The sequence below is a fragment of the Nonomuraea sp. 3N208 genome, from assembly GCF_052245935.1.
Classification (GTDB): domain Bacteria; phylum Actinomycetota; class Actinomycetes; order Streptosporangiales; family Streptosporangiaceae; genus Nonomuraea.
In genome coordinates this window covers 109,497-129,059 of record NZ_JBQQBR010000030.1, presented here as the reverse complement: position 1 = coordinate 129,059, position 19,563 = coordinate 109,497, and the positions used below count along the sequence as shown (strand labels likewise).

Here is a 19,563-nt window from a genome sequence, read left to right as displayed (position 1 = left end):
AGAGCGGGCCTGCGGGGATTTTGCCGGTCTCAGTGCGGTGATCCTCGCAGGCCATCGGGTCAGCTCTTGGTCCATTTCTGGCTGGTCGTGCCGGTGCAGGACCACAGCTGCACCTTCGTTCCGTTCGCGGTCCCGAAGTTGCTCGCCTCCATGCAGAGGCCGGACTGCACGCCGGTGATGCTGCCGTCGCCGTTGACGTTCCATTGCTGATTCGCCTGCCCGTTGCAGTCCCAGATGATCACTTGGGTGCCGTTACCGGTGCCCTGCCCCTTGGCGTCCAGGCACTTGTTGCCGTACACCTGCAACTGCCTGGACGAGGTGAGGGTCCACTGCTGGTTGTTGCCGCCGCCGCAGTCCCAGAGCTGGAGCTGGGTGCCGTTGACGGTGCTCGCGTTCGGGACGTCCAGGCACCGGCCGGCGTTGACGTTCCGCAACACCGACGTCGACCCGCCGCCGGGTCCGGGGTCCGTGGGAGGCAGGAGCGTGATCGTGTAGGTGTCGTCGATGGCGGTGTGCGGCAGGTTGACCGTCGTGCCGTCGCCGGACAGCGTCACCACGGAGTTCTGGAAGAGGACCGGGCCCTGGACGGCGCCGCCGCCGTTGTAGGGGATGCGCTCGGCGACGACTCTTACCTGGTTGTTCTGCACGATGCTGCTCGTTGTGTCCAGGCGCCGCAGGTTGACGGCGATGTTGCCGGTCGTGGTGCCGCCGCCGACCAGGATCTTGGCCGTTCCGGCCGCCTTGGTGGCGAACGCGTCGTATGAGGAGCTGGGGGTGACGGACACGATCTGGCCGGTCTGAGAGCCGTAGAAGCGGTAGACCCACCATTCACCCTTCGGCTGGTACTCGCCTGCCGAGTTGCGGACGAGCAGGTTGCCGAGGTCGTTGTGCAGGTTTCCGCCGCCCGCCCAGTTGGCGCGCAGGCCGTCGGCGCCGGCCCTTTCCAGGCGTGCGATGTACCAGGATCCGTCACCGGGGTTCTGCTCGTTGGACGCCCCGTATTCGTTGATCTGGTACGGGCGTGGGTGCGGGATGCCGCGGGAGTTCAGCGTGGTATCCGCCGCAGCCACGTTGGCGACCGGGTCGCCGGGCAGGGAGTGCCAGCTGATGATGTCGGGGACCACGTTGTTGGCCTTGACGTAGTCCAGGTACTGGTTCCAGAACGAGTGCGTGGCCGAAGGTACGCACGCGCAGCTCGGCCCGACGATGAGATGCGTCGGGAACGCGGCCCGAATGCGCTGGTAGGTGCGCCGCCACAGCTCGAAGTACTGGGACTGAGGGCGGTTCCAGAACAAGGTGATGTTGGGCTCGTTCCAGAGGTCCCACTGTACGGTGGCGCCCGTCGCCCGTACGTCGTTGATCAGACGGGTGAGGAAGTTGTCGTAGTCGGTCCAGTCGCCGTTGTCGCCGGGGAATCGCGAGATCGGGTAGCCGTCGGCCCCCCACAGGTCGTGGACGAGCAGGATGAACTCCCCGCCCAGCGATCGCGTGCGCAGCAGCTGAGCGCGGGTGGAGTTCCATCGGCGGTCGTATTTGCCCGACACCCAGCCGCCCGGACTGTCGAGCTGTGCCCCGCCAGCGCGCATGTACCGGAACTTCACATCGGTGTAGAAACGGTCCGGCGGCGCCGACGCGTTCTCGGTCATGCCGTAGATCCACCCGGAGGCGCGGTAGGTGGGAGAGCCACCACCGGCGGAGAAGTCGACGGTGATGGTCTGGTCCGCGGCCAGGGCCGGCGTGGCGGCCGTCACGACGGGGCCGGCGACGAGTGCGCCTGCGGCAAGGAGGGCAGCGATCCCGCGGCGGCTTCTGTGCCGCCTGCAGGGTGTGGCGTCCATATGTGACTCCTTGGTCACGGAGGGTCGGGGCAGGTCGAGCGGGCCACGGGGGGCTGGTGGCGGTGCCCTTGCCGGCTCACGGACGGCGGCAAGCTTCCGCTCCTCCGAAGTGGTGGGGGCCGGAGTAACTCAAGGCACGCCGCACCGCCGTCGCGGGTGACGGGCTCAGGCGGGCGCCACTGGGAGCGTGGAGCGCAGGTCAGCAGGGTGAGTTGGTCTGGGTGAGGAGGTAGCCACCTTGCGGACTCAGTGTGGAAACCACCACGAAACATGTCAAGACCGCGGACGAATCGGTTCGATGGCGTGATCGGCACCCAGGAGGCGGGTGCGCTGGTACGTCCCGGTCACGCCACGCCGCCACGGGATGAACGTTTCATCACTTGGCCCCGCCGCGACAGTGCGGCCGCTCCCGGCCGGCCCTGCTCAGGTCGCTTCGGCATGCGGCGGAATCGTGACGCAGGAGAGCGGGCCCTTGACGGATCTTCTGGCGTCATGTTTGCTCCCGCCACACCACCACCTCAGTCGGCCTGCGTGGAAGGAGCACTCGATTCGCCACGGTGATGTTAACGCTAACAGACACTTCGGGAGCCGCTCCCGGCATGCCGAATCGGGTCAGCCCCGAACCTGCCGGCCGTGGCCCGGGTGCGGCAACCACTCAGCACGATCCCAAGTCGCCGATCCTTCCAAAGGAGGTCCCCGTGTCCACAAGGGCGGGCCGGAACGTAAGCGCATTAGCGCAAACCTTGCCACTCGATTCGACCTGCTCCTTGAGCGCCGCGAGGAGTTGAGCATGCGTACGTGGGGACGATGGTGGGCCGCCGCGCTGATGGCCGTGGCCTTGGTGGTAGCGGGTGCGGCGATGGGGGCGGGGGGCGCCGGCGCGGAGTCCAACGGCGGGGTGCGCGTCATGCCGTTGGGCGACTCGATCACCGAGGGCACGCAGGTGCCGGGCGGGTACCGGATCGGGTTGTGGCAGCGCTTGGCCGCCGGCCGCTACACGGTCGACTTTGTCGGGTCGCAGTTCAATGGGCCGGGCAGCCTGGGCGACCACGATCATGAGGGCCATCCCGGGTGGCGGATCGATCAGATCGACGCGAACATCACGGGCTGGCTGCGTACGTACACACCGCGTACGGTGCTGCTGCACATCGGCACCAACGATGTCCTGCAGAACTACAACCTGGCCGGTGCACCGCAACGGCTGTCCACGCTGATCGACCACATCACCACAGCCGTGCCCAACGCGGACGTCTTCGTCGCCACCATCATCCCGCTGTCCAACTCCGGCCAGGAGTCGGCCGGCCGCACCTTCAACGCGGCGATCCCCGGCATCGTCCAGAGCAAGGTGAACAGCGGCAAACATGTCCACCTGGTCGACATGCACAGCAAGGTGACCACCTCCGACCTGATCGACGGCATCCACCCCACCGCCGGCGGCTACGACAAGATGGCCGCCGCCTGGTACGAAGCCCTTCAGTCGGTACCGGGCAGCATCGGCCAGCCGGGGAGCGGCACCCCCAGCCCAACACCTGGTGCGGGTGCGATCAGGGGTGTGGGGTCGGGCCGGTGTCTTGACGTCTCCGGCGCCTCGCAGGCGAACGGCGCGCAGACGCAGATCTGGGACTGCAACGGCCAGGCCAACCAGCAGTGGACGGTGACCGCGAGCGGTGAGCTGCGGGTCTACGGCGGCAAGTGCCTGGACGTTTACGGCGGCGGCACCGCCGACGGCACCAGTGTGATCATCTGGGACTGCAACGGTCAGAACAACCAGAAATGGCGCTTCAACTCCGACGGCACCATCACCGCGGTCGGCGCGAACAAGTGCCTGGACGTGCCGAACTACTCCACCGCCAACGGCGTCAAACTCCAGATCTGGTCCTGCAACGGCGCCGCCAACCAACGCTGGACCCGCACCTGACCTGGCGAAGGCGCACCGGCATTCGCCGCAACCGGTGGCCGGTTGCGGCGAAGCGCGCGTTGGGCAGAGGTCTGCGAGGGTCGGGTTTCACGCGCCCGTAATAGTCCATTGGTTGTTGGTGCTGTTGTTCGGCGTCCACATGGCCACGGTGGAGCCGGCGGTGCTGTTGCCCATACCGTCCAGGGCCGTGCCGGTGCCGCGGTTGATGATCTGGTAGCGGCCGTTGCCCATGTTGTTGAGGCGCCACTGCTGGTTGTTGCCGCCATTCCACGCCGCCTGCCTGGCGTTGGCGCCGTTGGCGGTGTTGCCCCAGCTGTCGGCGACCATGCCGTTGGTGCGGTTGACGATGCGGTACCACCCGCCACCCAGGTCCACGAGCTGCCACTGCAGGTTGGTGCTGCCGTCCCAGTTCCACTGCTTGAGGTTCGACCCGGAGGCGACATTCCCGCCGCTGTCCAGCACCAGACCGGTGGTGACATTGGTGATACGCATGTAGCTCGTCGGCGCGGGGCCGGACCCGGTCATGCGGTACGTACGACCGGCTTGGCCGGTCAGTCTGATGACATCGCTCTCGGGTTTGTCGACGCTGACGGTACCGCCGGTGGTGGTATCGACCACCTGGTAGGTCCCGGCGAACATCCGGCAGCGTACGTTGACCGTCCCGTCACGGTCGAACCTGAGGAGGATCTCGGTGGCCCCGCCGGAGCTCCACGTCACGTCCACGGTGTAGCCGCCGCGCCCCCGAAGCCCCTGCACCTTCCCGCTCGGCCAGGCCGCCGGCAGCGCCGGCAGCACGTGAAGCTCGCCGTTGTGGCTCTGCAGCAGCATCTCGGCGATGCCGGACGTCGCGCCGAAGTTGCCGTCGATCTGAAACGGCGGGTGCAGGTCGAACATGTTCGGCGCGAGCCGGGCCGTCGTCACGAGGGCGCGAACCAGGTCGTGCGCCCGCGTGCCCTCCTCCATCCGCGCCCAGTAGTTGATCTTCCAGGCCAGCGACCAGCCCGTGCCGTCGTCACCGCGCAGTTCGAGGGTCCGCCGCGCGGCGGTGTACAGCGCGGGGGTGCCGCGCTTGGTGATCTGGTTGCTGGGGTGCAGGCCGTAGAGGTGGGAGATGTGCCGGTGGTTCGGCTCGGTCTCGACCCAGTCGTACAGCCACTCCTGGATGTTGCCGCGTGACCCGGTCTTCATCGGCGGGAGCCGGTCCCGGGCGGCCAGGACCTGCGCCCGGAAGCTCGCGTCCGTGCCGAGGAGCTCACTGGCCTTGGCGCAGCCGTTGAACAGGTCCCGCAGGATCTGGTTGTCCATCGTGGGTCCGGCGCACACGCTGACGCCCGCGTGGTGAGTCAGTTCCGGGGAGTTCGACGGGTTCGTGACCAGATACCCCAGGCTTGGCTCCTGCACGAGAGTCTCCAGGAAGAACTGCGCCGCCCCCTTCATGGCCGGGTAGTACTGCCGGAGGAACTCGAGGTCGCCGGTGAAGAGGTAGTGGTCCCAGATCATGGTGGCCAGCCACGCGCCGCCGGTCTGCCACATGCCCCAGGTCGCGCCGTCGACGACCGAGCTGCCCCGCCACCCGTCGGTGTTGTGGTGGGTCACCCAGCCGCCGGCGTTGTACTGCACCCGGGCCGTGCGGGCGCCGCTGACCGTGAGGTCGTTGATCATCTTGAACACCGGCTCGTAGCACTCCGACAGGTTCGTCGTGTCGGTCGGCCAGTAGTTCATGGGCAGGTTGGCGTTGAGGGTGTACTTCGAGTCCCAGGAAGGGGTCAGTGAGTCGTTCCAGATGCCCTGCAGGTTGGCGGGCTGGGTACCCGGACGCGAGGAGGAGATCAGCAGGTAACGGCCGTACTGGAAGAGCAACGCCGAGAACTGTGGGTCGTTGGTGTTGGCGTGCTGCGCGATCCGTACGTCGGTCGGCTGGTCGGCCGCCGCGGTGCGGCCGAGGTCGAGCGTCGTGCGCCCGAACAGCCGCTGGTAGTCGGCGACGTGCCGGCCACGCAGGTCGTCGTAGGCTCTGGTGACGGCGGCGTTGAGGTGACGCGACGCGATGCCCTGGTAGTCGCCGCTGACGTCCTTGTAGTTCACATAGCTGGAGCCGATGGAGATCAGCACCGTCACGCTGTTGGCGGCCCTCACCTGCAGCGTGCCGCCGGAGCTGCTGACACTGCCGCCTTCGGCGACGGCCCGGGCCAGTGCCAGGAACTTGACTTTGCCGGCCAGGCCCCTCTGGTCGCCGGAGATGCCGTCGAGCGCCACCGTCGTGCCGTCCGGGCTGGACCGCGTCGTCCGCTGCGGGCTGTCGAACGTCGCGGAGAAGGTGATCGAGCCGGGCCTGTCGGCGGTCAGGCGGACGGCGATCACCTGATCCGGCGCGCTCGCGAGCACCTCGCGCTGATACCGCACGCCGTTCTGCAGGTACGTCACCGTCGTGGTGGCCGTGGTCAGGTCCAGCCAGCGGTTGTATTCCGAGACGCCGGTGGCGCTGCCGAAGGCCAGTCGCAGATTGCCCACGGGCTGGTACGCCAACTGAGCCGAAGGGTTGCCCAGCATGTTCTGGTCGATCAGGCTCTGGGCCTGGCTCCACTGGTTCTGAAAGACCAGCTGCCGGATCTGCGGCAGCGCCGCCGCACCCTTCGTGTTGCTCTGGTCGTACGGCCCACCGGCCCAGATGGTGTCCTCGTTGAGCTGCAGTCGCTCGGTGTCGACGTTGCCGAACACCATGGCGCCCAGGCGACCGTTTCCGAGCGGAAGCGCACGCAGCCAGTCCGTACCGGCGCTTTCGTCGTACCACAGCGCCAGATCGTTCGCGGCGCGCACGTCCGAAGGAGCTACCGACGCGGCCCGGGCGGCCGCCGTCCATTGCCCCGGCAACAGCGCACTTCCGGCTCCAACCGCGCCGAATCTCAGCACTTGTCTTCGCGATAATTCTGCCATTTCGGTTCTCCCAGCTCGCCGGGGCGATGAGTCGCCCCGGCGATGGCGCGTCGTCAGCTGTCGCAGGCGGTCAGTGTTAGGCGCGGGTCCACTTCTGGTTTGTGCCGCCGTGGCAGGTCCAGATCTGCATCTTGGTGCCGTTGGCGGTGCCGGCGCCGGACACGTCCAGGCACTTGTTCGCTCCGACGGCGGTGACGGTGCCGTCGGCGTTGAGGCGCCATTTCTGGTTGTTCTGTCCGTTGCAGTCCCAGATGATCACGCTGGTGCCGTCCGCCGTCCCGGCCCCGTTCACGTCCAGGCACTTGCCGCCGTAGACGCGCAGCTCACCAGCGGTGGTGGAGGTCCACTGCTGGTTGGCTTGGCCGTTGCAGTCCCAGATCTGCGCCTGCGCGCCGTTCGTCTGCGAGGCGCCGGTGACGTCCAGGCACCGGCCCGACCCCGCACCCTTGAGCGCGGTCCCCGGCGGAGTTGGGTTGCCGCCTCCCAACTGCGTGAAGAACTCCCACACCACTGGTCTGGTCCAGGAATTCTCGCCGGGTTCGAAGTCGCCAGGCTTCCCGTCCACGGGACCGGGGGTGTGACCCGCGTCGAACGCCGCCCATGCGACGGGATACCCGGCCTGGCATCCCGAGTAGTAGGTGACGATGTGCGTCAGGCTGCCCTGCGCCGGCTCCGGCGGGTTCTGAGGCGTGCAGCCGTTGTTCCTGACGAACCTGTCACGCAGCGACCGGCCCGCGGAGATGTTGAGCACCCCGTCCCTGAGGCCGTGCAGTCCGATGTACGCGACCGGCTGGGTGCCGCCGCTGCACCCGCTCAGCTGCCCGCCGGAGTAGACCGCCACCGCGCGGAAGACCGTCGCCCGGGCGCACGCGAGCGCGTAGCTCATGCCGCCGCCGTAGCTGAAGCCCAGGGCGAAGCGCTGGGAGGTGTCCACACAGAGGTCCGCCTCGATCCGCCGGATCATGTCGTCGACGAAGGTGACGTCCTCACCGCCCGAGTTGGCCCAGCCGTTGTTGATGCCCTGGGGTGCGACGAAGATCGCGGTGTTGTTCGACAATGCCCTGAGCCCGTAATAGGACCAGGGATACCCACTGGTTCCGCCCGAGTCGACATCGTTGGCGGTGCCGCCATTCCAGTGGAATCCGAATATCAACCGGTACGGATTAGTGTTGTTGTAGTTGTCCGGAATTCTCAGGATGTAGCTGCGATTTTTCCCGCTGGTGGTAATGGACTGCGTGCCGCTTCTCAGCGTCGGAGTCTGGCCGCATCCTGCGGTGGGCGCGAGGGCGCTCTGTTGTGCGAGCGACGGGGTCGCGCTGTCGCCCAGCGCCGTTTGAGGCGTGGTCAGGACGACGAGCAGTGCCGTGGTCGCGATGGCGGTTAAGAGGGACCTAAGCCTCGACATCACGCAAATTCCTTTGCCGTTCTCGTGGTTGCACACGTAGATGGGAAAGCCACTTTCTCCACCTTCTCCGGGCGTGAGGGCGTCAGCGGCCGGCATTTCTGGTCGCTGACTCAGTGAATACCGGGCCGACGCGGCGCGCCGCGTTCTGCCGATCGAAACTCGTCGGCCCGGCGCATATCGACCGGCCGGTCGAGTCCCAAAATGTTAGCGCTCACTCAACGCCGCCGTAATCGCATCCTTTCTTTCGCGCGGCTGGAGGCGACGGTGCAGCGGAGCAAATATGACCGTGACAAGACCTGTCAAGGCTCGGCCTTGTCGACGTTGGCGGCCCTCGCCTGAGACGACCCTGTCGCTCCTGCGTCTGATCAGGGGAAGCGGCCGTGGTGACCACTGCGGTGCCGCGATGAAACTTTCACGGTCGGTCAATCGAATCGTTCCGAGTGCCCGGCCGGGTCGGCGGCACGGTGAGCCTCATTGACGTTATACGTCATACGAATTACATTCGGCCGGGACGGAAGGGTCCAGGCGGTCCTTCTCGGAAAGCGGGCAGCAATGAAGCAGCGAGTGTTGTGTTCGGCGTTGATGGTCGCGGCACTGGCCGTGGCCGGCTGTGGGAACCGATCCGGACGGAGTCCCCGTCCTGAGGCTCGCAGCAGAAGCAGCAGAACCAGCTGAAGCTCGTGGTCTGGGACTCGACCTGTACGTCGAGGACGGCGCGTTCATCCTCGGAGACTCGCGGGGCCTCGGCATCACGATCGACGAGCACGCGATCAACGGGTTCACCCGCAGGCCGAACGCCAGAGCCGCCGACGGCCCCGACATCCGGCCGGAGCACGCCGGACGACGGCTGCCGGCGGTCACCGGCGGCTTCCATCAGGCCTAGCGAGGGGACTGCCGGGTTCACCCGCCGTCGCCCGTGCCCCGGCGTCGTCCGAATGCCGGCCACCGCCTCCCCTTGCTGGGTGGAGTAGGTGGCCGGCGTCCGGGCTGGGACTGAGTCAGCGGTAGCCGGCGGCGATGATGTTGGCCTGGACGGCGCTCTCCGTGGCGTCGGTGGGATAGCCGGCGACCATGGCTCCCTCGTAGAAGGTGCCCGCGCTGAGGTTGGCGCCGCCGTCGGGCTTGCAGCAGTCGCCGCCGCTGCCCAGGATGATGGCCCCCTGCTTCTTCATCGGGCTGTAGCCGTTGGGGAGCGGCCCGTCGTACAGGGTGTACAGGCTGCCGGACTGCGCGTTGCTGCCCTTGATGGCGAACCGGGTCGTGCCGTTGTTCTTCAGCGTGGCGGTGACGAACTTGTGGGGGAAGGCCCGCTGGTTGGGGTTCCACGACTGGCTGCCGCCGGGGTAGAGCCCCCATTCGAGGTCCGCCTGGACCCAGGGGCCGGTTCCCTGGCAGCCGCCGAACCAGCACTGGGTGCTGAAGTTGATGGCGTCCATGGCGCCGGCGGCGTCGGCCTTCCTGGTCGTCTCGCTGTTGCCGTAGTCGAAGCAGCAGCCGCTGTTGACGTGGGTGCCGCTGGTAACCATGTACATGCCCTCGGGTGCGCTGCCGGTGGGCACGCCGGTCAGGTGGCCGTCCCGCCAGTAGCTGTTGCCGGGGTTGATGTAGAGCGAGTAGGCCTTACCGCCGCCGACGGTGAGCGACTCGGTGGTCGCGATCGCGGGCCTGCTTTGAGGGGAGCCGGGGACCACGCTGGATCCCTGGTACCACAGGTCGTTGCCCCGCCCGGACTGGTCGTACACGACGGTGATGACGCACGTGGTGCCGGCGCAGAACGAGTCCTGGGCCGCGGCGTTGGCGACGCCGCCCGCGTTCAGGACGGCGATGTTCGTGGTCGTGTTGTCGGAGGAGCGCCTGACCTGGTACAGGTTGCCGTTGTACGACTCGTAGAGCGCCCGTGTCGTGCTGTGCGCGGCCACGCACGGCGTGCCGCCCGAGGCGTAAATGTCGCACGGGCGCGCGCCGGGTGGCGGCGGGGTCGGCGTGGGGCTGGGCTCGGCTCCGGTGGTCCATTTCTGGTTGGTGCCGCCGTGGCAGGTCCAGATGTGCACCTTGGTGCCGTTGGCGGTGCCGGTGCCACTGACGTCCAGGCACTTGTTCGCCCCCACCGCGGTGATGGTGCCGTCGGCGTTGAGGCGCCACTTCTGGTTGTTCTGCCCGTTGCAGTCCCAGATGATCACGCTGGTGCCGTCGGCGGTGCCGCCGCCGAAAACGTCCAGGCACTTGGTGCCGTACACCCGCAGCTCATCGGAACTGGTCGACGTCCACTGCTGGTTGGCCTGGCCGTTGCAGTCCCAGATCTGCACCTGCGCGCCGTTCGTCTGCGAGGCGCCGTTGACGTCCAGGCACCGGTTCGACCCCGCGCCCACCAGCGGCGTGGTCGCTGCCGAGGCCGGTGCCGACCATGTCAGGGCGGTGGCCAGGAGGGTCACCAGCGCCGCCACCACAGACGCGACGACGGCCGCCCGAGAGCGCCACCCACGTGTCGCACGGCCCGATAAGGGAACGGATGAAGGCTGCATGTCGTACTCCTTGGGGGATAGGCGAGGCGGAGACGGCAGGAGACGGTACGCACCCATCTGACGGAGACCGAGGACCGGACTTCCCCGATCATGAAACCGTGCGAGAGGGCCGCTCGGAAACCGGTCGCCACTACGGATGCGAATCGATTCGCCAACGTACCGAATCCACTAGGGAGGGGGAGACGGCGGTGTACAGCGAAGCACATACGACCGGCGGACCGCCTGTCAAGGCTCCGTGCTGTTCGGCTGCCTGCCGAAAGTCCTACCTGGCGGCAGTCATCCGCGAAGCTTGCACTTCCGCCGAGTCAGGCTCGATGAAACGTTCATCCGCCCCGGCTGGCCTGGCCATGTGCCGTTGGTTCTCCCATGGTCGAACCGGTTCGGGGGCAGCCGGCTCAGTCAGATGAGGAGAAGAGGCGCTGCTGGATCTCTCTTCGGTAGTCGTCGAGTGTGTTGTCGATGTGCGTGGCGGCGGCCTGGGCGGCCGCTTCCGGGTCGCCGGCGCGGATGGCCCGGTAGATGGCGTCGTGCTCCTCGACGGCCTTGGCGGCGTGCCCGCCCACCGAGCCGCGCAGCCCGATGAGGCTGGACTGCGCCTGCAGCCTGCGGGCCTCCCGCACCGCGACCTGGAGGAAAATGTTGTGCGAGGCCGTGGCGATAGCGGTGTGAAAGGTGTCGTCGCCCTCGTTGAACAGGTCCTCGCGTCCTGTCTCGAAGCCCTGGCGGCACACTCCGGCCGCCTCCTCGATGGCCCTCAGCTCCGCAGGGATGGCGCGGCGGGCGGCCAGCCGGCTGGTCTCCATCTCCTGCGCCCGGCGGAACTCGAACAGCATGTAGACATGGTCGAGGTCGGTCGGGAGGAAGAAGGACGCCCAGCGCCCGGTGCCGAGCATCCCTTCGCCGTCGGCCACATACAGACCGCGGCCCTTCTGGGCGCGCACCCGGCCGAGCGCGGAGAGTATCTTCACCGCCTCGCGTACCACGGTGCGGCTGGTGCCCAGCTGCTGGGCCAGCTCGTTCTCGGTCGGCATGCGGTCGCCCGGACGCAGGCCGAGCCGGACGATCAATTCCAGTACATGCTCGGCGGCCACCTCGTAGCCCGGCCGGTATCCGCTCTCACGCGGGGTGTCGGTCACCGTGCTTCCTCCTCGCCACTCCCTGCAAGAGTATGACTGATCGAGGTCCGCCCGCCCGGGTCAGACGATCGTCCGATTAGTACGACACATCTGAACGGTTCATTCGAGGATGATCCGCACAGGAATACGCGGTGGCAGGCATCTTCGCTGGTGAAGAAGCAAAGCGGCTAACCATGGCCAGCCCTCGGTGTGAAGATGATGAAATAAGCGGGCTTAAGGTCTTGACGGACATCGTGACTCTGAACGTAATTAGATAGCGAGGCCCGGGGGACGCGCTCCTTCCGGAACCTCCGCGACGGGATCACATGGGCGCACTGCGGAGGCGTTTCGCCGCCCTCCGCATCGTGCCCGGCCACGTCGACGTCCACAGCCTCGCTTCACCATTCATCCCCTGGTGGGTGTCATCGGTGAGGCGCGCCATTTTTGGGAGAAGCACGTGACCGATCGAACGAGATACGTGGACGAGGCGGGTCTCGATCCGGCACGGCCATCCCGGTCAGCGCCATGACGGTGCAGGAGGCGGCCTTCGCCGGTCCACTGATCACGCTGGCCATGCCGCCGAGCAGCATGATCCGACTGACCCCTGAGCCGGATCCACACAACCGGCCGCCGTCGTACCCTCCCCGGTTCGACGACGGCCTCCACCTCAGAAGGGCGTCACCTGCCTGAGGAGGAGGGCGTGACCTGACCACCCCCTACCCCCCAAAGGAACCACCGTGCAAGCATCCTCGCCCGTCACGGCGCTCCGAGCGGTCTTGACCGGCATCGTCGCCGCGGTCCTGGCCGCGGCGTTTGCCCTGGTCGCCCCGGCGACCCCGGCCCTCGCGGCCACCACGACCCTGTACGCGTCACCCGCCGGCACCGGCACCGCCTGCACCTCCGCCCAGCCGTGCTCGCTGTCCGCGGCGCAGACGGCGGTACGTTCGCTGAACGGCGCGATGTCAGGGGACATCGTCGTCGAGTTGGCCGACGGGGTGTACCGGCTCTCCGCGCCGCTCCGGCTGTCCGCCGCCGATTCCGGGAACAACGGCTACACCGTCAAATGGCAGGCCGCGGCGGGCGCCCATCCTGCCATCAGCGGAGCCAGGGCGGTCACCGGATGGACCGTGGCCGACTCGGGGAAGAACATCTGGCGCGCCAACGTCGGCGCCGGGATCGACACCCGGCAGCTGTACGTCGACGGCGCGCTCGCCACCCGGGCGCGCACCGCCGTCAACCGATCCGACTTCACCGCGAGCAGCACGGGGATGAGGTTCACCAGCAGCGCGCTGAGCTATCTGAACAACCTGGCCGGCCAGAGCCGGGTCGAGATGGAGAGCGTCGGCTCCTTCACCGACCGGTACGCGCCGGTGCAGAGCATCAGCGGAAACCTCATCACGATGCAGCAGCCCGCCTGGAACAACAACAACTTCGGGTACGACACCTTCACCAGCCCGCACCGGGCGGGTCCGCTCTACCTGGCCAACGCCTACGAATTCCTCGACTCCCCAGGCGAGTGGTACATCAACCCTTCCACCGGCGTGCTCTCCTACATCCCGCTCGCGGGGCAGAACATGAGCAACGTCAGCGTGGAGCTGCCGGTGCTCCAGTCGCTGGTGAACGTCGGGGGCACGTACGACGCGCCCGCGCACCACATCACGTTCAGCGGGATCACCTTCACCGGCACGAGCTGGCTCGGCCCCAGCAGCAACCAGGGCTACGTGGACCAGCAGACCGGCGCCTACATAGCCGGCAACTGGAGCTGGCCCGCCTTCACCTCCTGCCACCAGGGCTGCCGGCAGTTCGAAGCGACCCGGCCGAACTGGCAGCAGATGCCCGCCGCCGTACAGGTCTCCGCCGCCAACACCATCACCTTCACCGACTCGCGCTTCGTCAACCTGGGACAGACGGCCATCGGCATAGGCAATGACGCCAACGCGCATGCCAGCGGTGTCGGCCTGGGCGCCGCTGACATCACGGTCACCCGGTCGGAGATCGCCCGCAGCTCGGCCGGCGGCATCGTGGTCGGCGGCGTGCGCGCCGACGCGCACCACCCGAGTGACCAGCGGATGGTCAACCGGAACATCACCGTCAGCAACAACCGCATCCACGACCTCGGCCTGGACCACCGGGGCGTCGTCTCGGTCCTGACCACCTACGTCACCAACACCGACGTGTCCCACAACGAGGTCTACAACATGCCGTACACCGGCATGTCGATCGGGTACGGCTGGGGCGCCAACGAGCCGGGTGGCAGCACCCACTACGCCAACCGCGGCCTGTACGACTTCCAGCCGCGCTACACCACGGCCACCACCGCCTCCGGCAACCGGCTCGTCGGCAACTACGTGCACGATGTCATGCAGCAGATGACCGACGGCGGCTGCATCTACACGCTGTCGTGGAACCCGGGCGCGGTGATCAGCGACAACCACTGCCTGCGCACCAACGGCTGGTTCGGCATCTACTTCGACGAGGGCTCCAAGTACTACACCGTCAGGAACAACGTGCTCTCGAACACCGGCACCTGGGCCACCGCCAACTACTACTACGGCGAGAACATGGGCAATTTCACCGTCACCGGCAACTGGTCGACCAACGGCAGCACCAACGTGACCAACGGCGACCGCGGCAACGTGGTGAACAACAACGTCACCGTCACCAACGGCAACTGGCCGTCCGGCGCCCAGGCCGTGATCGCGTCCGCCGGGCCCCAGGGCCAGCCTTCGGGGAGCACGAGTGCGCTCAAGGGTGTGGGATCGGGCCGGTGCCTTGACATCACCGGCGCCTCGCAGACGAACGGCGCGCAGGCGCAGATCTGGGACTGCAACGGCCAGCCCAACCAGCAATGGACCTCCACCACCGCCGGTGAGCTGCGGGTCTACGGTGGCAAGTGCTTGGACGTGAACGGGGCCGGGACGGCGGATGGCACCAGCGTGATCATCTGGGACTGCAACGGACAGAACAACCAGAAATGGCGCCTCAACGCCGACGGCAGCATCACCGCCGTCGGAGCGAACAAGTGCCTGGACGTGTCCGGCGCCGGCACCGCCAACGGCACCAAGATGCAGATCTGGACCTGCCACGGCGGCACCAACCAGAAGTGGACCCGCGCCTGACGACGCGCCCTCGTCGCCGCATCGTCGGGAACGGGAGACCGGTTCTCCCTTCACTCGAACCGATTCGATACCAACCGACTCGTCCCGCTGTCAGGAGGAACATCCATGTCGCGACGTCCGTGGCTCACCTTGCTGGCCACGATGGCGCTGATCACTCCCGGAGCACTCGCGCTCAACGCCTCCCCGGCGCACGCCCTGGTCATCCCGCCGTCCGACTACCAGCAGGTGTCGCTCGCGTCGGGCGGTGCGGAGCTGGGTGAGGCGATGTCGCTGGCCGTGATGCCGAACCGGTCGGTGGTGCACACGGCACGCGACGGCACGGTGCGCGTCACCGATGTCAACGGCAACACGAAGGTGGCCGGCAGGCTCAACGTCTACTCTCACGACGAGGAGGGCCTGCAGGGTGCGGCAGTCGACCCGAACTTCGCGTCGAACCGGCACATCTGGCTCTACTACTCCCCGCGGCTGAGCACGCCGAACGGTGATGCGCCCAGCACCGGCACGCAGGCCCAGTTCGACCAGTGGAAGGGCGAGCTGCACCTGTCCCGGTTCACCCTCAAGGCGGACGACACTCTCGACATGACCAGCGAGAAGGTGGTCCTGCGGGTCCAGAACGACCGCGGCCAGTGCTGTCACGTGGGCGGGGACATCGACTTCGACGCCGCCGGAAACCTGTATCTGACCACCGGCGACGACTCCAACCCGTTCGAGTCCAGCGGCTACTCCCCGCTGGACGAGCGGACCAACCGCAACCCGCAGTTCGACGCCCAGCGCTCGGCCGCCAACACCAACGACCTGCGCGGCAAACTCCTGCGCATCAAACCGCAGCCCGACGGCACCTACACGATTCCCAGCGGCAACCTGTTCCCGCCGGGGACGGCGAAGACCCGGCCGGAAATCTACGCGATGGGCCTCCGCAACCCGTTCCGGATGAGCGTGGACAAGGCGACCGGCATCGTCTACCTCGGCGACTACGGGCCGGACGCGGGTGTGACCAACTCCAACCGCGGGCCGAGCGGGCAGGTGGAGTTCGATCGCATCACCGCTCCGGGCAACTACGGCTGGCCGTACTGCACGGGCACGAACACCACCAGCGAGACCTACAACGAATGGAACTTCGCCACCAACAGCACCGGCCCCAAGTACAACTGCGCGGGCGGCCCCACCAACAACTCCTTCCGTAACACCGGCCTGACCACGCTGCCTCCGGCGAAGCCGGCGTGGATCAGGTACGCGGGGGACGCCGGATCTCCGCCGGAGTTCGGCTCCGGGTCGGAGTCGCCGATGGGTGGTCCGGTCTACCGTTACGACCCGGATCTGAACTCGGCCATCAAGTTCCCCCAGGCGCTCGACGGGCGGTATTTCGCCGGTGAGTACGGCCGGCGCTGGATCAAGGCGATCGAGGTGAAGTCGGACGGCACGTACGGGGAGATCTCGGCGTTCCCCTGGTCGGGGACGCAGGTGATGGACATGGCCTTCGGTCCTGACGGGGCCTTATACGTCCTCGACTACGGCACCGGGAACAACAACCAGGCGCTGTATCGCATCGAGTACATCGGGAATGCCAACCGCAATCCGATCGCCAAGGCGTCCGCCGACAAGACGTCGGGACCGGCCCCGCTGACGGTGAACTTCTCCTCCGCGGGCAGCTCCGACCCGGAGGGCGGCGCGCTGACCTACTCGTGGAACTTCGGCGACGGCACCACCTCCACGGCGGCGAATCCGAGCAAGACCTACACCACGAACGGCACCTACACGGCGACGCTGACGGTCCGGGACCCGCAGGGTCTCACCGGCACGGCGAACGTGATCGTGAACGTCGGCAACACCGCGCCGACAGTCAACCTCACCACCCCTGCCGACGGGCAACTGTTCTCCTTCGGTGACACCGTGCCCTTCCAGGTCACCGTCAGCGACCCGGAGGACGGCACGATCGACTGCACCGGGGTCACCGTCGCCTACTTCCTCGGCCACGACAGCCACCGCCACAAGATCACCTCCGAGACCGGCTGCTCGGGCTCCATCTCGCTGCCGGCCGATGGTGAGCATGACACCGCGGCCAACATCTACGGCGTCTTCGAGGCCTCCTACACCGACAAGGGCGGTCTGACCTCCACCAGCGCCCGTACGCTCCAGCCGCGGCACCGGCAGGCCGAGCACTTCGGCGCCCAGCAGGGCATCCAGACGACCGACCACGCCACCGCGGAAGGCGGCAAGACGGTCGGCTTCACCGACGACGGCGACTGGATCTCCTTCCAGCCGTACAACTTGAGCAACGCGACGAGGATCACCGCCCGGGTGTCCTCGGCCGGCGCGGGCGGCCGGATCGAGGTGCGGGCGGGCTCGGCGACGGGCACACTGCTGGGAACGGTGAACGTCGCGAGCACCGGCAGCTGGGACACCTTCACCGACATCTCGGCGAACCTCAGCGGCGCGCCGGCCGGCACGACGACGCTGTACCTGGTCTTCCGTGGCGCGACCGGACAGGGCTACCTGTTCGACGTCGACGCCTTCACCCTCGACACCGGCACCCCATCCTCGGGGAGCACGAGCGCGCTCAAGGGTGTGGGGTCGGGCCGGTGCCTGGACGTCAACGGCGCCTCGCAGGCCAACGGCGCGCAGGTGCAGATCTGGGACTGCAACGGGCAGCCCAACCAGCAGTGGACCTCCACCACCGCCGGTGAGCTACGGGTCTACGGCGGCAAGTGCCTGGACGTGAACGGGGCCGGGACGGCGGACGGCACCGCGGTGATCATCTGGGACTGCAACGGCCAGAACAACCAGAAGTGGCGCCTCAACGCCGACGGCACCATCACCGCCGTCGGAGCGAACAAGTGCCTGGACGTGTCCGGATCCGGCACCGCCAACGGCACCAAGGCGAACATCTGGACCTGCACCGGAGGAACCAACCAGCGCTGGACCCGCGTCTGAAGGGACACTCATGCCGCGACATCTGACCCCCGCCGCGCTCGGGCGCACCGTGGGGAGCGACCGAAAGACATCTATGCTGCGACGCCTGTCAGTGGCGATGGTGGCGATCATCGCCGCCGCGACGATGATCCCCGCCATCCCCGCCCAGGCCGCCGCCTTCAAGGTGCTGGTGTTCTCCAAGACGGCCGGGTTCCGGCACGACTCGATCCCCAACGGGATCCAGGCCATCCGCGACCTGGGGACCGCCAACGACTTCGCCGTCGACGCCACCGAGGACTCGAACGCCTTCAGCACGGCCAACCTGGCCCAGTACAAGGCGGTGGTGTTCCTCAACACCACCGGCGATGTGCTGAACGACAACCAGCAGGCCGCCTTCCAGACATATGTGGACGGCGGGGGCGGTTACGTGGGGGTGCATTCGGCCGCGGACACCGAGTACAACTGGCCGTACTACGGGCAGCTGGTGGGGGCCTGGTTCAACAACCACCCGGCGATCCAGCAGGCCACCGTACGGAACGAGGACCGGGCGCACGCCGCGACCGCTCACCTCGGGGCGGCCTGGTCACGTACCGACGAGTGGTACAACTACCGCTCCAACCCCCGCTCGAACGTCCGGGTGCTGCAGAGCCTGGACGAGAGCAGCTACAGCGGCGGCGGCATGGGCGATCACCCGATCACCTGGTGCCACCCCCAGTCCTCCGGCCGCGCGTTCTACACCGGCCTGGGGCACACCCAGGAGTCGTACGCCGACCCGAACTTCCGCACGCTGCTGCTGGGCGGAATCCGGTACGCGGCCAAGGCCACCAACGCCGACTGCCGTCCGGAGACCGGGTACACGCCGTTGTACAACGGGTCGACGACGGGCTGGTCGCAGGCCGGGCCGGGGTCGTTCGCCAACACCGACGCCACGCTGACCTCCCAGGGCGGCATGGGCATGCTGTGGTACGGCACCAAGGAGTTCCGTTCCTACTCGCTCAAGCTCGACTGGAGGCTGACCGGCGACTCCAACTCGGGCGTGATCGTCGGGTTCCCGGCCACCGGCGACCCGAACACGGCGCTCAACACCGGACATGAGGTGCAGATCGACGCGACCGACACCCCGGACAAAACGACGGGGGCGATCTATGGGTTCAAGGCGGCGGACATCGCCTCACGGGACGCGGCGCTGAATCCGCCGGGTCAGTGGAACACCTATGAGCTGCTGGTGGAGGGTGAGAGGCTGCAGGTGTTCCTGAACGGTACGAAGATCAACGATTTCACCAACACCGATCCGGTCCGCTCGCTCCAGCAGGGCTACATCGGCATCCAGAACCACGGGCCCGGCGACGTGGTGGCCTTCCGCAACATCCGTATCAAGGAACTGACCAGCACACCGGGCAGTACGGGCGCGCTGCGGGGCGTGGGGTCGAACCGGTGCCTGGACGTCAACGGCGCCTCGCAGGCCAACGGCGCGCAGGCGCAGATCTGGGACTGCAACGGGCAGGCCAACCAGCAGTGGACCTCCACCAGCGCCGGTGAGCTGCGGGTCTACGGCAACAAGTGCCTGGACGTGAACGGGGCCGGGACGGCGGACGGCACCGCTGTGATCATCTGGGACTGCAACGGCCAGAACAACCAGAAGTGGCGCCTCAACGCCGACGGCACCATCACCGCCGTCGGAGCGAACAAGTGCCTGGACGTCAGCGGCACCGCCAACGGCACCAAGGCACGGATCTGGACCTGCACCGGAGGAACCAACCAGCGCTGGACCCGCGTCTGAGGCCATCCGTCCACACCCCGGC

10 protein-coding genes are annotated in these 19,563 nt (G+C 67.5%); 5 read left to right on the top strand and 5 right to left on the bottom strand.

All coding sequences use genetic code 11. From position 1 onward, the window contains the following. Positions 1 to 59: 59 nt before the first annotated feature. The gene (locus ACTWPT_RS38345) at positions 60 to 1,838 is read right to left on the bottom strand and encodes an RICIN domain-containing protein (RefSeq protein ID WP_443182419.1); all 1,779 of its coding nucleotides are present in this window, start codon (positions 1,836 to 1,838) and stop codon (positions 60 to 62) included. Between the two features lie 790 nt (positions 1,839 to 2,628). Between ACTWPT_RS38345 and ACTWPT_RS38340 the strand changes: the two genes are divergently transcribed. Beyond that, a complete protein-coding gene (locus tag ACTWPT_RS38340; protein ID WP_443182418.1) occupies positions 2,629 to 3,756 on the top strand; it encodes a lectin in 1,128 nt (375 codons plus the stop codon). Positions 3,757 to 3,843: 87 nt separating this feature from the next. On the opposite strand, the gene ACTWPT_RS38335 is transcribed toward ACTWPT_RS38340, so the two are convergent. Together ACTWPT_RS38335 and ACTWPT_RS38330 are read right to left on the bottom strand one after the other, a co-directional pair. After that, complete coding sequence (locus ACTWPT_RS38335) at positions 3,844 to 6,573, bottom strand: glycosyl hydrolase family 95 catalytic domain-containing protein (RefSeq protein WP_443182417.1); 2,730 nt, start codon at positions 6,571 to 6,573, stop codon at positions 3,844 to 3,846. Positions 6,574 to 6,766: 193 nt separating this feature from the next. Continuing rightward, positions 6,767 to 8,095: a ricin-type beta-trefoil lectin domain protein gene (locus ACTWPT_RS38330; RefSeq protein ID WP_443182416.1), complete on the bottom strand. Its 1,329-nt coding sequence runs from the start codon at positions 8,093 to 8,095 to the stop codon at positions 6,767 to 6,769. A 610-nt stretch (positions 8,096 to 8,705) separates the two neighbouring features. Between ACTWPT_RS38330 and ACTWPT_RS38325 the strand changes: the two genes are divergently transcribed. Further along, the gene (locus ACTWPT_RS38325) at positions 8,706 to 8,978 is read left to right on the top strand and encodes a hypothetical protein (RefSeq protein ID WP_443182415.1); all 273 of its coding nucleotides are present in this window, start codon (positions 8,706 to 8,708) and stop codon (positions 8,976 to 8,978) included. Between the two features lie 115 nt (positions 8,979 to 9,093). On the opposite strand, the gene ACTWPT_RS38320 is transcribed toward ACTWPT_RS38325, so the two are convergent. Both ACTWPT_RS38320 and ACTWPT_RS38315 read right to left on the bottom strand, forming a co-directional pair. Beyond that, positions 9,094 to 10,617 carry an arabinofuranosidase catalytic domain-containing protein gene (locus tag ACTWPT_RS38320; RefSeq protein WP_443182414.1) on the bottom strand — a complete coding sequence of 508 codons (1,524 nt, stop codon included), beginning with the start codon at positions 10,615 to 10,617 and terminating at the stop codon, positions 9,094 to 9,096. 395 nt (positions 10,618 to 11,012) lie between these two features. Then, positions 11,013 to 11,753 (bottom strand): FadR/GntR family transcriptional regulator, encoded by a 741-nt coding sequence (locus ACTWPT_RS38315; RefSeq protein ID WP_443182413.1) that lies wholly within the window; start codon positions 11,751 to 11,753, stop codon positions 11,013 to 11,015. Positions 11,754 to 12,469: 716 nt separating this feature from the next. Between ACTWPT_RS38315 and ACTWPT_RS38310 the strand changes: the two genes are divergently transcribed. The 3 genes from ACTWPT_RS38310 (at position 12,470) to ACTWPT_RS38300 (ending at position 19,541) form a co-directional block, all read left to right on the top strand. Beyond that, entirely contained in the window at positions 12,470 to 14,851 is a 2,382-nt protein-coding gene (locus tag ACTWPT_RS38310; RefSeq protein WP_443182412.1) for an RICIN domain-containing protein, read from the top strand. 105 nt (positions 14,852 to 14,956) lie between these two features. After that, positions 14,957 to 17,782, top strand: coding sequence for a carbohydrate-binding protein (locus ACTWPT_RS38305; protein WP_443182411.1), 2,826 nt, complete (start codon positions 14,957 to 14,959; stop codon positions 17,780 to 17,782). Positions 17,783 to 17,855: 73 nt separating this feature from the next. Then, a complete protein-coding gene (locus tag ACTWPT_RS38300; protein WP_443182410.1) occupies positions 17,856 to 19,541 on the top strand; it encodes a ThuA domain-containing protein in 1,686 nt (561 codons plus the stop codon). Positions 19,542 to 19,563: the final 22 nt, after the last annotated feature.